General features: G+C 57.9%; 14 protein-coding genes. 10 read left to right on the forward strand and 4 right to left on the reverse strand.

What is annotated here, in order from left to right:
* The first annotated feature begins 7 nt into the window (after nucleotides 1–7).
* The 7 genes from BLU89_RS05075 (at nucleotide 8) to BLU89_RS05105 (ending at nucleotide 7,429) form a co-directional block, all read left to right on the forward strand.
* Nucleotides 8–691, forward strand: a complete 684-nt coding sequence (locus BLU89_RS05075; RefSeq protein ID WP_074734977.1) for an adenylate kinase — start codon at nucleotides 8–10, stop codon at nucleotides 689–691.
* A gap of 181 nt (nucleotides 692–872) precedes the next feature.
* Nucleotides 873–1,157 (forward strand): DUF4212 domain-containing protein, encoded by a 285-nt coding sequence (locus BLU89_RS05080; RefSeq protein ID WP_074734978.1) that lies wholly within the window; start codon nucleotides 873–875, stop codon nucleotides 1,155–1,157.
* 5 nt (nucleotides 1,158–1,162) lie between these two features.
* The gene (locus BLU89_RS05085; protein WP_074734980.1) at nucleotides 1,163–2,947 is read left to right on the forward strand and encodes a sodium:solute symporter family protein; all 1,785 of its coding nucleotides are present in this window, start codon (nucleotides 1,163–1,165) and stop codon (nucleotides 2,945–2,947) included.
* A gap of 109 nt (nucleotides 2,948–3,056) precedes the next feature.
* A complete protein-coding gene (locus tag BLU89_RS05090; protein WP_074734981.1) occupies nucleotides 3,057–4,880 on the forward strand; it encodes a DUF294 nucleotidyltransferase-like domain-containing protein in 1,824 nt (607 codons plus the stop codon).
* Nucleotides 4,881–4,907: 27 nt separating this feature from the next.
* Nucleotides 4,908–5,426 carry a hypothetical protein gene (locus tag BLU89_RS05095; RefSeq protein ID WP_074734983.1) on the forward strand — a complete coding sequence of 173 codons (519 nt, stop codon included), beginning with the start codon at nucleotides 4,908–4,910 and terminating at the stop codon, nucleotides 5,424–5,426.
* A gap of 2 nt (nucleotides 5,427–5,428) precedes the next feature.
* Nucleotides 5,429–6,841, forward strand: coding sequence for a 3'-5' exonuclease (locus BLU89_RS05100; RefSeq protein ID WP_074734984.1), 1,413 nt, complete (start codon nucleotides 5,429–5,431; stop codon nucleotides 6,839–6,841).
* An 87-nt stretch (nucleotides 6,842–6,928) separates the two neighbouring features.
* A complete protein-coding gene (locus BLU89_RS05105; RefSeq protein ID WP_074736398.1) occupies nucleotides 6,929–7,429 on the forward strand; it encodes a flavin reductase family protein in 501 nt (166 codons plus the stop codon).
* Here the strand turns inward: BLU89_RS05105 and BLU89_RS05110 are convergent.
* Genes BLU89_RS05110 through BLU89_RS05120 form a run of 3 tightly spaced genes read right to left on the reverse strand, consistent with a single transcriptional unit; the run spans nucleotide 7,426 to nucleotide 9,658 of the window.
* On the reverse strand, nucleotides 7,426–7,905 hold the full coding sequence (locus BLU89_RS05110) for a DUF6505 family protein (protein WP_074734986.1): 480 nt from the start codon (nucleotides 7,903–7,905) through the stop codon (nucleotides 7,426–7,428). The two genes, BLU89_RS05105 and BLU89_RS05110, sit on opposite strands and share 4 nt — an antisense overlap.
* Complete coding sequence (locus BLU89_RS05115) at nucleotides 7,905–8,600, reverse strand: biotin/lipoate--protein ligase family protein (protein ID WP_074734987.1); 696 nt, start codon at nucleotides 8,598–8,600, stop codon at nucleotides 7,905–7,907. The genes BLU89_RS05110 and BLU89_RS05115 overlap by 1 nt, the downstream gene beginning before the upstream one ends.
* A complete protein-coding gene (locus BLU89_RS05120; protein ID WP_074734989.1) occupies nucleotides 8,597–9,658 on the reverse strand; it encodes an Mrp/NBP35 family ATP-binding protein in 1,062 nt (353 codons plus the stop codon). Before BLU89_RS05120 ends, BLU89_RS05115 begins: the two co-directional genes overlap by 4 nt.
* Nucleotides 9,659–9,790: 132 nt before the next feature.
* Between BLU89_RS05120 and BLU89_RS05125 the strand changes: the two genes are divergently transcribed.
* Nucleotides 9,791–10,519: a c-type cytochrome gene (locus BLU89_RS05125; protein WP_074734990.1), complete on the forward strand. Its 729-nt coding sequence runs from the start codon at nucleotides 9,791–9,793 to the stop codon at nucleotides 10,517–10,519.
* Here BLU89_RS05125 and BLU89_RS05130 read toward each other — a convergent pair.
* The gene (locus tag BLU89_RS05130) at nucleotides 10,513–12,468 is read right to left on the reverse strand and encodes a 4Fe-4S binding protein (RefSeq protein ID WP_074734992.1); all 1,956 of its coding nucleotides are present in this window, start codon (nucleotides 12,466–12,468) and stop codon (nucleotides 10,513–10,515) included. The two genes, BLU89_RS05125 and BLU89_RS05130, sit on opposite strands and share 7 nt — an antisense overlap.
* Before the next feature lie 257 nt (nucleotides 12,469–12,725).
* On the opposite strand from BLU89_RS05130, the gene BLU89_RS05135 reads away from it, so the two are divergent.
* Nucleotides 12,726–13,280 carry a DUF3305 domain-containing protein gene (locus tag BLU89_RS05135; RefSeq protein ID WP_083347675.1) on the forward strand — a complete coding sequence of 185 codons (555 nt, stop codon included), beginning with the start codon at nucleotides 12,726–12,728 and terminating at the stop codon, nucleotides 13,278–13,280.
* The gene (locus tag BLU89_RS05140; RefSeq protein WP_074734993.1) at nucleotides 13,277–13,852 is read left to right on the forward strand and encodes a DUF3306 domain-containing protein; all 576 of its coding nucleotides are present in this window, start codon (nucleotides 13,277–13,279) and stop codon (nucleotides 13,850–13,852) included. The genes BLU89_RS05135 and BLU89_RS05140 overlap by 4 nt, the downstream gene beginning before the upstream one ends.
* Nucleotide 13,853: the final 1 nt, after the last annotated feature.

Genomic DNA, 13,853 nt, shown 5'->3' on the forward strand with positions numbered 1-13,853 from the left:
GGGTGTGATGGACGCTGCCACGACCATATCTCCCGCTGTTCTCATCCTTCTCGGCCCTCCGGGCGCCGGGAAGGGCACTCAAGCGCGTATGCTGGAAGACAAGTTCGGACTGGTCCAGCTCAGCACCGGGGATCTGCTGCGTGATGCCGTGGCCGCGGGTACCGAAGCTGGCCAAGCAGCGAAGGCTGTGATGGAGGCCGGCGATCTGGTCAGCGACGGGATCGTCATTGCCATCTTACGCGACCGAATGGCCCAACCTGATTGCGCCAAAGGCGTCATTCTGGACGGTTTTCCGCGCACAACGATTCAGGCAGAGGCATTGGATGGCTTGCTGGTGGCCAGCGATCAAAAGATCGACGCCGCTATCAGCTTGCAGGTTGAAGACGCAGAAATGGTGATCCGCATCTCGGGCCGCTATACCTGCGCGGGCTGCGGCGAAGGGTTTCACGACACGTTCAAGATACCGGCAAAAGACGGCAAATGCGACAAATGCGGACATACCGAATTCAATCGTCGTGCGGATGACAATGCCGAAACGGTTGCCTCGCGTCTGGCCGCGTATCACGCGCAGACCGCGCCATTGATTGACTACTATCAGGCTCAGGGCGTGCTGAAGGGCATCGATGCCATGGGACAGATCGACGACATCGCTCAGGACCTGCAAGGGCTTGTAAGCGAAGTGATGAACTAAGGGGAGGAGAGAGGCCCGAGGGCCTCCCCCTACAACCGAATACTTCAATGGACCCGCCTTGGCGGACCAGAGGAGTCTTGCCTGATGCCACACGGCAGCAGGCACAATCGAGAAGCGGCCCACCGCACTGGAGGAGTTGGGCAATGGGCCGCCCTAGAGGGAAGCGAAGGAGGAACCCGCGATGGCGGATCATTCAACAAACTCCGCGCAGACTGCCGAAGCCGACAAGGGCTATTGGCAGGCCAATCTGCGCCTCATTTACATCAGCCTCGTGATCTGGGCGCTGGTGTCTTTTGGATTCGGCATTCTGCTGCGTCCATTGCTGTCCGGCATAGCAGTTGGCGGCACCGATCTGGGCTTTTGGTTCGCTCAGCAAGGATCAATCCTGGTCTTTCTGGTGCTGATCTTCAACTACGCCTGGCGCATGAACAAGTTGGACGCCGAATTTGGCGTGGATGAGGAGTAAGCGGAATGGACCAGTTTACCATTAACCTGCTCTTTGTCGGCGCGAGTTTTGCGCTGTACATCGGCATTGCGATTTGGGCCCGCGCGGGTTCCACATCGGAATTCTACGCCGCCGGTCGCGGCATTCACCCGGTCACCAACGGTATGGCGACAGCGGCAGACTGGATGTCTGCGGCCTCGTTCATCTCGATGGCGGGTCTGATTGCCTTTACCGGCTATGACAACTCAACCTTCCTTATGGGTTGGACTGGCGGTTATGTGCTGCTGGCTCTGCTGCTTGCGCCTTATCTGCGTAAGTTCGGCAAATACACCGTGTCGGAATTCATCGGTGATCGCTTCTACAGCCAGACCGCACGTATCGTTGCTGTGATCTGTCTGATCGTTGCATCGGTGACCTACGTTATTGGTCAGATGACAGGCGTCGGTGTGGCCTTTGGCCGCTTCCTTGAGGTATCCAACACCTCGGGCCTGTTGATCGGTGCTGCGGTTGTGTTCGCCTACGCGGTGTTTGGTGGGATGAAGGGCGTGACCTACACTCAGGTCGCTCAGTACTGCGTGCTGATCACCGCCTACACCATCCCGGCGATCTTCATCTCGTTGCAGCTGACCGGCACGCCGGTTCCGGCGCTGGGTCTGTTTGGTGACACCGCAAGCGGTGAACCCCTGCTGACCAAGCTGGATGCAATCGTGACCGAGCTGGGCTTCAATGAGTACACAGCCCACCACTCGAACACGCTGAACATGGTGCTGTTCACCCTGTCGCTGATGATCGGTACTGCGGGTCTGCCGCACGTCATCATGCGCTTCTTCACCGTTCCCAAGGTATCTGACGCACGTTGGTCGGCTGGCTGGGCACTGGTATTCATCGCACTGCTGTACCTGACCGCCCCTGCGGTTGGTGCCATGGCGCGTCTGAACATCAGTGACATGATGTGGCCCAATGGCGGCATCGAAGGTGGTGCTGTATCGGTCGAGGATATCGACAACGATCCGCGCTATGACTGGATGGCCACGTGGCAGAAAACCGGTCTTCTGGATTGGGAAGACAAGAACGGCGACGGCAAAATCCAGTACTACAACGACAAGTCCGATGCCATGACCGCCATCGCGGAAGAAAAGGGCTGGGTTGGAAACGAGTTGACCAAGTTCAACCGTGATATCCTGGTTCTGGCCAACCCCGAGATTGCCAACCTGCCGGGTTGGGTGATCGGTCTGGTCGCTGCTGGTGGTCTTGCGGCCGCTCTGTCGACCGCTGCGGGCCTGTTGCTGGCGATATCGTCGGCTGTGTCCCACGACCTTGTCAAAGGTGCAATCAACCCGTCGATCTCTGAAAAGGGTGAACTGCTGGCGGCGCGGATTGCCATGGCTGTAGCTATCGTTGTCGCTACCTATCTGGGTCTCAACCCTCCGGGTTTTGCGGCGCAGACGGTTGCCTTGGCCTTCGGTCTGGCGGCTGCTTCGATCTTCCCGGCGCTGATGATGGGGATCTTCTCGACCCGCATCAACAACACCGGTGCGGTCGCAGGTATGCTGGCTGGTCTGACGGTAACCTTGGTCTACATCTTCCTGCACAAGGGCTGGCTGTTCATTCCGGGCACCAACTCGTTCACCGATGCTGACCCGCTGCTGGGTCCGATCAAGTCGACCTCGTTCGGCGCCATCGGTGCGATGATCAACTTCGGCGTTGCATACGTCGTCGCCGGTATGACGAAAGAGACTCCGCCAGAGATCGTGGAATTGGTCGAAAGCGTTCGCATACCCCGTGGCGCGGGCGCAGCTCAGAATAAATGAGCATGATGCGGCAAATGGTTAGCTTCTATGTGCCGCATTTTTCGATCTACTGTTCCCGCCCGGCATACCACCGGGCGGGCTTTTTCAACCAGAAGTTCAGGAGTCTTTGATGCCCCTGTCCCACGATCAGATCACCCGGTTTCTGAAATCCGTACACCCCTATGACGCCTTGCCGTCCGAGGTATTGGACAATCTGGCAAAGTCGATTGAAGTTTGGGAGGTCGATACGGACCACCCGATTTACGAACTGGGCAACGCCATGCCTGGCGTGTTTGTGATTTATGAAGGACAGGTAGAAATCACCGATGAGAACGGCGCTGTCGTCTCTCATCTGGGTTTGCGCAATTCTTTTGGTGAGCGGGGCTTGCTCAGAGACGGGAAAGCCGCGACCAAAGCACGTACACACACACCGTCAGTTCTGATCGTGTTGCCGCCAAAATTGGTACGAGAGCTGATTGAGACGCACGACGTCGTTTCGAAATTCTTCAACAGATCCCGTGCTCCGCGTGCGGCACAGCACTCACTGGCAACAAGCCGCATCGATACGTTGATGACGCGGAACCCGGCCACCTGTTCGCCAGAAACCACTGTACAACAAGCCGCCCAGCTTATGCGCGACCGTGGAATATCTTCGCTCTGCATTACTCAGGGGGACAGTCTTCGCGGTATCGCAACCGTACGTGATCTATCGGGCAAGGTGGTCGCTGACGCCCTGCCCCCTTCTACACAGATCGATCGGATCATGACCCAGGATCCGATCACTCTCTCGCCAGCAGATATCGGCTCGGATGTACTGCACGCGATGATGGAGCGGAACATCGGCCATATCCCCATCGCAGAAGGTGGCCGTTTGATCGGGATGGTGACCCAGACCGACCTGACGCATTATCAAGCTGTCAGCTCAGCCGAGTTGGTCCGCCGGGTCGCGCGGGCGGACAATGCCGAAGAGATGGCGCTTGTCACCGCCGAAATTCCGCAACTTCTGGTCCAACTCGTTGCAGGTGGGAACCGGCATGAGATCGTGACCCGCTTGATCACGGATATTGCTGATACGGCCACGCGCCGACTTTTGCATTTGGCTGAGGTCAAATTGGGCTCGCCTCCGGTGCCGTACCTCTGGCTCGCCTGCGGCTCGCAAGGTCGGCAGGAGCAGACTGGCGTTTCAGATCAGGACAACTGCCTGATCCTGGATAACAGTGTGAGCGATCAGGACATGGCCTATTTTTCCAAGTTGGCGAAATTTGTCTCGGATGGGCTGGACACCTGCGGGTACTTTTACTGCCCCGGCGACATGATGGCCACAAACCCGCGTTGGTGTCAGCCAGTCCGAGTGTGGCAAGACTATTTCAGCGGTTGGATCGCCAAGCCCGATCCTGAAGCACAGATGTTGGCCTCGGTCATGTTCGATCTACGCCCAATCGGGGGCAGCTTCGATCTATTCACTGAACTACAGTCCGAAACATTGGCCATTGCCAGTGCAAACTCGATCTTCGTGGCACACATGATTTCGAATTCGTTAAAACACACACCACCCTTGGGCTTGTTGCGTGGCTTCGCAACGATCCGCTCGGGCGAGCATCGCAACACGCTGGACCTCAAGCACAATGGCGTTGTCCCGGTGGTTGATCTGGCACGCATCTACAGCCTTCAGGGTAAGCTACCCGAGGCCAACACGCGCGCTCGCCTGAGCGCTGCAGAGGCCGCAGGGGTCCTGAGCGCATCAGGTGCGAGCGATCTATTGGACGCCTACGATCTGATCGCCGAGACGCGGTTGGAACATCAGGTCAGACTGGTAAAATCCGACAACCCGCCAGACAATTATCTGCCCCCAACCGCCCTTTCAGATTTTGAGCGAAGTCATCTCCGCGACGCCTTTGTCGTGGTAAAAACGATGCAATCGGCGGTAGGACATGGCAAAGGAATGCTGGGCTGATGAAAGCCTGAACAACGGAGAGACAATATGTTTCTGGAACTGATCGGCACAGTCTTTGCAGGTTTTGCCTTCGCCGGCGTCGTCATGGTGCTGAACAAGTTGACCGGAGGCCGCTTACCGAAATGGGCCGCCCCGGTTGCTGCGGGCGTTGGGATGATCGCGATGACGATCTCAAGCGAATATTCCTGGTATGATCGTACCCGGGGCCAGTTGCCCGACAGCTTGGCTATTGTTCAGAAAGTTGAAAGCCGGGCATTCTACAGACCTTGGACCTATGCGGTACCCTTCGTAGACCGGTTTGCCGCAATAGATACAATTTCCGTTCGCACCAATGAAAACCTGCCAGATCAACGCCTTGTTGACCTCTATTTCTTTGGTCGCTGGGCACCACAGTCGATGGTTCCCGTCGCCGTAAACTGTGCCCAGAACACCCGCGCCAATCTGGCCGACGGAGCCGACTTTGCCGATGACGGGCAGTTGCAGAACGCCGAATGGATCGAAGCCCCAGCCGACGACCCAGTGATCCGAGCCACTTGCGAGGCCTAACCATGTTGCACAATCTGAGCCTACGCCTGCGCATCTTTCTGTTCTTTTGCCTGCTGGCATTGGGCGGGATCTTTGTAAGCTCGGCGGCCTTATGGTTCAGCTATAAACGCGCGGCCGATCGATCGCTGATCGACGCGTTCATTTTCGCGGATGCGCTGATCGCCTTTGGTTTACTTGGGCTGATTGCAGGGGTCTGGCTGTTGTTCGATGACAACGTGGCCAAACCGATCGAGCGTCTTTCTTCGCAGCTCCGCGCCCGCGCCCATGCCGGTGTCAGCACCGATCTCGATCTGCAAGCGGCGCGGTATTTGGGTGATCTGGCTCCTGCAGCCGCAGGGCTGGCAGAACAACTGGCGGAAAACGCCATGACAACCGCTGAAGCCGTCGCTGCGGAAACCGCTCATCTGGCCGTCGAGAAACAACGGCTTACAGCCCTGCTCTCCGAGATACCCGTTGCGATGCTTTTGGTAGGCCCCAAGCACCAGATCGTTCTGTATGACGCGCAGGCGGCCGGGGTTCTGGCCCAGATCGCTCACCCGCGGCTGAATGCATCACTGTTTGATTATCTCGAAAGTACCGGACTGACCGATGCCTACAAAGAGATGTGCAAAACCGGTATGGATGTCTACTGCACCTTATCCAGCGTCGATGGACGGCAAACCTATTCCGCCCGGATGAAACCGCTGGGTGACGCGCCAGGCTACATGCTGGTCTTCGAGGGAAGCGTCGCACGCATTCCGCCCGAAGATGCCCGCCCGCTGGTCTATGATTTCGATCTGCTCGAGACACCGGGGGATGAGGTCTTTGAGGGGCGTAGCCTGTCCGAGCTGTGTTTTGTGGTCTTCGACACCGAAACCACAGGACTGTTGCCGCACAAAGATGAGATCGTGCAGATCGGTGCTGTTAGGGTGGTGAATGGCAAGATTGTCAAAGGTGAGCAGTTCGACACGCTGGTCGATCCAGGCATCCCGATTCCGCCTGCGTCGACCAAGGTGCACAGGGTCAACGATATGATGGTTCAGGGCGCGCCTGACATCGCCGGGGCCGGGCGTAGCTTTCATCAATTCGCCCGTGACGCTGTTATTGTTGCTCATAACGCCCCATTCGATATGGCATTTTTGCGCCGCAATGCCGAACAGATGGGGGTGGAATGGACCCATCCCATTCTGGACACGGTTTTGCTGTCGGCGGTTCTGTTCGGGGCCAGCGAAACCCACACCCTTGATGCGGTCTGTGACAGGCTGGACGTCACCATCCCCGAAACCCTTCGACATACAGCCTTGGGCGATGCACTTGCCACCGCCGAAGCATTGGTTCGAATGCTGCCCATGTTGAAGGCCCGCGGTATGATGGCTTTTGGCGATGTCATCGCCGAGACCCGCAAACACGGGCGTCTGCTGGAAGACCTCAACTGATCGGGAAATACTGAAAACCGCAAAGCTTTTCGTGGACAATCCCCGCGCCACATGGCACCTGAGACAGGCCCATTGAACGAGCGCGTGATGACCGAAAAGACATTCAATCCCGGCCCCGAACAGCGCCTCGCCTTTCGCGAGGCTTTAGGGTGCTTCGGTACCGGTGTCACTGTCGTGACCACCAATACGGCCAATGGCCCTGCCGCGATCACGGTGAACTCGTTTGCATCCGTATCACTGGACCCGCCGTTGGTGTTGTGGTGCCTGGACCGGGACTCAAACAGGTATGATGCGTTCAACGCCTGTGAACATTACGCAATCCATGTGATGGCACAGGAACAGCACGATCAGGCTTTGCGCTTTGCGCGCAACGGGTTTGATTTCTCACATGCCGACTGGCAGCCGGATCCGGACGGAAGGCCCCGTCTGGCAGAATGCCTTGCCCGGTTTGATTGCCGCCTGTCGTCTCGGCACGAAGCCGGGGATCATCTGATTCTGGTGGGCGAGGTTGAAACCGTAATGCACCGCCCCGGACAGGGGCTGATATTCAAGCGTGGGCAATTTGGTGGGTTTGCCGACCTGATCTAATCATCCAGTGCACCATGGACGGCGAGCGCTTCGAGTTGGGCGTCCTGTGGAGTGATAACCCGGTACGCCTCGTGCACCCCTGCTCCGGACAATTCTCGCGCGACGGTCAAAAGGGTGTTCGGTGCGTGCTCCTCGCACAGCTCGGACATATGCACAATCTCGGCCTGAGCCACATCCATTGCCGCGTCGGTCGACGGCGCGCCGTACAGGCGAACAAAATGTTCTGCCAGATTCTGCGCGGCCTGATCCAACTCGGGCTGTTCAACTTGAGTGACAGCCACAAACGTCACGCGCCCGAAGGTATCGAGCCCCAGCCAGCCATTGGCGAAAGCCTGACGCGCCTTCCCCTCAAGATCAGCCTCACCCCAATTCGAAAACTCGAAACCACCAGAGATGCACCACTCACCGGTCCGTGCCGGAGAATGAAATACGTTCATGTCGCTTTCATCGAAATGGATCGCACGGGCGAGTTTCATCAGGCAGTCTCCAACAATTCAGTCAGCGGGCGCAACTGTGTATCGGCGCCGTCGCGGATCAGCATACCAAAGCGATCGTCGGTCCCAAGAAAAACTCCCGCCTGTGCGATTGGCTCTCCGACCCCGCGCAGCAATCCCATCCACTCACTATGCAGTGGTGCGTTGCCGTCCTCCTGCCAGCGATTAAGCCAGGTCATCATATGGCGCGACCAACTTTCAACCAAATTGGTTGCCGAAACGTCGGCACAGCCCTCTTCATACAGCGCGGTTACGTCAGGCGCATTCCCCGGCGCTTCGCTGGTCTGCAGCAAGGTCAGTTCCCATCCGATGATAAGCCAGTCCGGAACCTCGGCAGGGTCGGTCGTGGACGCCGCCGCGCGGAACGTACCGCACCGGGCGCCGTTCACGCAGATCAACCCATCCCAACCCAGATGCACCGCAACTTCGGGCGGTGCCAAAGCGCCCAGCGCGTTCTGGAACCCTACGGCGCAGAGCGGCAGCATCGCCATCGCATCTTGCAAGGCCACCTCGGGCGCAAAGACGATGGCCACCCGCAGATGATCCGCCTGAATGTTGTAGACCACCGTCCCTGAATCGCAGCCCAGCGCCGCCAAGGCCCTGGCCCGCGCGAACGGATCTTCCCCACCCTGAACCGGATGACCCGTCAGCAGAGGGGGGAAAACCGGCTCACTCATGCGTTACCATTGGCGATCATGTCTTTGGCAATTTTGCGGAAGGCTTCGGCCTGCGGACTCTCGGGTTTGCTGACCACAATCGGGGCGCCCCCGTCGGCGGCAACACGAATATCCAGGTGCAGCGGGATTTCCCCCAGCAGAGGAACGCCCAGCGTTTCAGCCTCGGACGCCACACCACCATGGCCAAAGACGTGCTCTTCATGACCGCAGTTTGAACAGATATGGGTCGACATATTCTCGATCATCCCGATGATCGGAGTCTTGAGCTGATTGAACATGTCGATCCCTTTGCGGGCGTCGATCAATGCCACGTCCTGCGGGGTCGAAACCACAATGGCCCCGTCCACCATGAACTTCTGGCTCAGCGTCAGTTGCACATCACCGGTCCCGGGCGGCAGATCGACGATTAACACATCCAGCGCACCCCACTGCACCTGGCTCATCATCTGCTGCAACGCGCCCATCAGCATTGGGCCACGCCAGACTACTGCTTGCCCTTCGTTGGTCATCAGCCCCATCGACATCATCGTGACGCCGTGATTGCGCAGCGGCAGAATCGTCTTGCCATCCGGGCTGGCTGGACGACCCGAGACACCCAGCATGCGGGGTTGCGATGGGCCATAGACATCCGCATCCAGCAGACCGACGCGCCGACCTTCAGCGGCCAGCGCACAGGCGAGGTTGGCCGAAACGGTGGATTTGCCGACGCCACCTTTGCCCGACGCCACAGCGATGATCCGATCCACGCCAGGCACAGCTTGAGGGCCGGTTTGCGAGGGCTTTGGTTTGGGATTCAGATCAGGCGGAGCTTTGTCCGAATGCGCGGTCAGCATGGCCGAGACATTGGCAACCCCATCCACCATCTGTGCAGCCTTTTCGGCAGTCGCGCGCACGGGTTCCATCTTGTCGGCCTGTTTGGGGTCGATCTCCAACACAAACCGCACGGTGTCGCCTTCGACATTCAAAGCCCGGACAATGCCTGCGCTGACAATATCCTGACCCGATATCGGGTCCGTAATCTTTTTCAGGTTTGCCAGAACCGCGTCACGGATGCTCATGCGATCACCCCCGTTCCCCGCCCTGCAATCGGTGCCTTGCGTATCGACTGATTGTGGTCGCCGCTCATTGCATGATACTCCGTCTCTTTTCGTTCATTTGACGCAGTTGACCCGTCGCCGTTAGGTTTGGCCATGCGCTTTGTCTTGTTGTGCCTGAGCCTGACGCTCTCTGCCACCCCCTCTTGGTCGCAAGAGGCGCTTGGCCTTGCAGCACCAGACGAGATTTCCGACTCGGGTCTTTTGCAACATATTCTTCCGCGCTTCTCACTCAAGACCGGGATACGCGTTGTCGCAGATGAAAACGGCGTCATGTCATTGGTCCTTTCACCTCCGGGTGATCCGGTCTTTGCCCGCGATGGCGTGATTTACCACCTTCGTACAACGGATGCACCAAAACAGACGCGATTCCGCGAATGGTTGCTGTCGGATATAGGCAAGCGGACAGTCGAAAACTTTGCTCCTGCAGATGGTGCGACCTTCAGCGCGCGTTTTGACGTCGCGGTTGCCGAAAAGACGCAAGAGGTCGACGGCGATGCTGCTTTGGGTCAAGATTTGTCGATGACTCATTGTGGCCGGTGCCACGTGATCGGGCCGCAGAACCGAATGAACGGGCTTGGCTCAACGCCGTCTTTCGCCGTCTTGCGCGCAATGCCCGACTGGTCCGAGCGGTTTCAGGCTTTCTTTGCCCTGAACCCGCACCCCGCCTTCACCCAGATCGAAGGCGTAACCGAGCCCTTCCCACCCGAACGCCCCTCGCCCATTCATCCGGTTGAGATGACCTTGACCGATCTCGATGCAATCCTGGCCTTCGTCGCCGCCCTCAGCGCCGCCGATCTGGGCGCACCACTGCAACTTCAGTGATCCTTGCGCTTTGTGAAATAGTCATCCGTAGTCACGACGCGGGGTCTGGGGGCCGACTGGAACGGATTGTCGGTACTGTGGAACTGTGCGTTTACCCTGCAATCATCACACATCTGGATCATTCTTGCCTGATCCGAAGTCGCGAACATCGGATGTGTCCCTGACAGTTTTTCCATAATGCGCTCTACCGTAGATCTCACACCAAAGGCTGCACCACATTCGACACATTCTAACGGCTCTTCCTCGTTCAGAACCTGTTGCGAAAGCGCTTTGTCGCTCAGGTCAAGCTGAGGCACCAGGGCAATGGCCTGTTCAGGACATATCGTGCGACAGATACCGCATTGCAGGCAGGCATCCTGCTGGAAATTCAGCTGCGGCTTATCAGGATTGTCGATCAGCGCCCCTGAGGGACACAAAGACACGCAACTGAGGCACAAAGTGCAGGAGTCAGTGTTCACCACAACCGCGCCATAAGGTGCACCAGCGGGCAAGGACAAAGGCGCCTCCGCATCCGGATTCAGCGCCTGCGCCGCGAGACGTGTTATTTGTCGTCGATTCCCTAGCGGAAGAACCGGGTCTGCCAATGGCTGCGGAGCGTCATGCGCATAAAGCAGATCAGCAAGCGCATCCGGATCGACCTCATCAATCAGGCTCAGGGCGCCCTGCCCTGCGATGGCCTGTGCCAGAACCAGTTCCCGATCCAACGCATCCCGCTCGGTTTTGGGTCCCATCAGGACGTCAACACGGGCGAAACCATGTGCCAGACCGGCCAACATCTCAGCATGACCAAAACCCGACACCCCATTCAGTTCCAGCGGAATGACATCTGCAGGAAGACCTCGGCCAAACCGGGCAGCCATTCGTATCATCTGTGACCCATGGGCATCGTGCACCAGCAAACGCGGTGCAACACCCCCCGCGCGCCGGAAGGTTCGCGCCAGTATGTGCATCCGTGAAAGAACTGCTGAAACCGGCGGGTCTTCGTATGTGATCGCAGTCGACGGGCACAGGGCAGAACACTCACCACACCCGGCACAAATCATTGGGTCGATCGCGACATAATCTCCGGCCGGGATGATGGCGCCGGTTGGGCATATATCCAAACAGTTCGAGCACCCCGTCTGCCCGGCCCTCGAATGGGCACAGAGCGCCTCGTCCAGCCGTACGTAAAGCGGTTTTTCAAACGTTCCCACAAGCTGCACAGCATCAAAAGCCGCGCGCGCAACCGCCACTGCATCACGGGGATCGACGCGCAGGTAACCTTCGCGCTTGTCGGGGGCGGTAACCAAAGGTGTTCCCCCGGTCAGATCAACAACGATATCACAGCGCGAAGATGCCCTATCGCGCGGCGCGCTCCACGCGAAGTTTCCACGCCCGCCGGGCTCTAGCTGCTGCACCTGATCCAGCTGCCAAGTGAACCCGCCAAGTGAACCCGTAAGGTTTCGCACTTTGGCACGGATAACATCAAAACTGCGGCTCAGAGGCTGGGCCTGATCTGTGACCAATACTGTTACGGCCAAACTGTCCGACAATTGCCCTGCCAGATCATAAGCGATCTCACCCGGCCCAATGATACAGCAGGTGCCTTCGCTGATGACATCGACGGCAGAGGTGATCGGCTGCGGCAATATCGCTTCAGCCGCCAGCGCAGCCATTTTTGGTGCCGCATCTTGACCCTGCTCCGACCAGCCTGCGCGATCTCTCAGGTCAACAAAACCCGGCTGATCCACGCCGAGGTCATCTGCAAGGTCAGAAAAAACGACAGTCTCCTGCCCACAGGCGATTACCAACTGATCTTCTGTCTTAAGCATTTCGGCCGCCACGCCAAGCTCTCGGGTACAAAGCGCTGTATGGACCTTGGAACAGCTCATCTCACAGGCCGAGGATATTTGATCCAAGTCGAGCGATTGCGTCCCCTCGCAATCACATAACAAAAGCTTGCTGGACATATCCTCTCCCGGACTGTTTGCCGCTCTCATTCACCTTAGACCTAATCCGTACGGTGGCAATGTTGTACCTCGTGGAAAACCAGAATTATGCATTATTCTTCATCAACGCTCATGCATCACCCAATCCCTGAGGCAAATAACGAATAAATTATCGGCGAAAACGACCAAATTAACGCAAGTGGACTTGGCACAGCCTCAATTTATGTACCATAGTACACATCAATGAAGGCAGGGGAGAGCCTTCTGGGGAGGAGCCAGTGGCCAAGGCCGCAAGCCAGATTGAAATGTCGGTTGGCGTCGTCGTGCGCAAAACACCCGGAGTGACCCGCTGGGTCCAGTGGAACTGGCGTGCGGTCGCAGTTTTGCCGGGTGCAGGCCCCGCCGATTGGCAGGAGCTTCGCCGTGAAGGAGAAGCGGTTGAGTACCATGCAGCAACCCTGCCCCTGACGCTTTGGCGCGACGAAACCGAAGCCTACATGGTCAATCTGGCCGATGGTCAACCATCCATATATCTGGTGTTGCGAGACGAGCTGAAAGGCGATCAGCCGCTTGAGGCTGTATTGGTCACGGCCTCTCCGTTCGAAGGTCAGGACTATGCCGATACCGGAGAAGAGATCGTCGAGAAAATCCCGATGACCGAAGGTCTGATCGCCTGGGTGCGGGATTTTACGCTTCAGCATCACAAGGATGAGGTCTTCGTCAAACGTCGGCGCGACAAGAAACGGATTGACCTTATCGAGGACGGCCGGGGTGACGCGCGCATCCGGCAGGCATCAGATGTCTATCGCGCACCAAGGAGGTCGGTGCAATGAGCCAGGTACGCGACTTCTGGTCTCGCCGAAAAGCCGCCGTTCAGAAGGAGGCCCAGGCCGAACAGACCGCGATCGAAACACAGGCCTTCGCCTCACAACAGGCTGAATTGGAAGAAAAAAGTGATGCCGAGATTCTGGCGGAGCTTAATCTGCCTGATCCCAATCAGTTGCAGTGCGGTGATGACGTCTCGGGCTTCATGGCCAAGGCGGTTCCTGACCGCCTGCGTCGCCGTGCTTTGCGCCGGCTATGGCGACTGAACCCGGTGCTGGCGAATGTGGACGGGCTGGTCGATTACGGTGAGGACTATACCGACGCGGCCTGCGTAATCGAAAACATACAGACCGCCTATCAAGTCGGCAAAGGAATGTTGGCCCATGTCGAAGCACTGGCAGCCGAAGCGGAAAAAGATGAACCGGACGTTTCAATTGAAGAGCTTCAGCATGGACCGATTCTGGTCGAGGACCCGATCCCAAAGGCAGTAACGCTAGTGGAATCTGAGGTCGAGGAACCGGAAGAAGAAGCTGATTTTCACCCTGCCCCGCGCCGCATGAAAATTGAATTCGAAGGATGAC

It is taken from the genome of Ruegeria halocynthiae (assembly GCF_900106805.1).
Classification (GTDB): domain Bacteria; phylum Pseudomonadota; class Alphaproteobacteria; order Rhodobacterales; family Rhodobacteraceae; genus Ruegeria; species Ruegeria halocynthiae.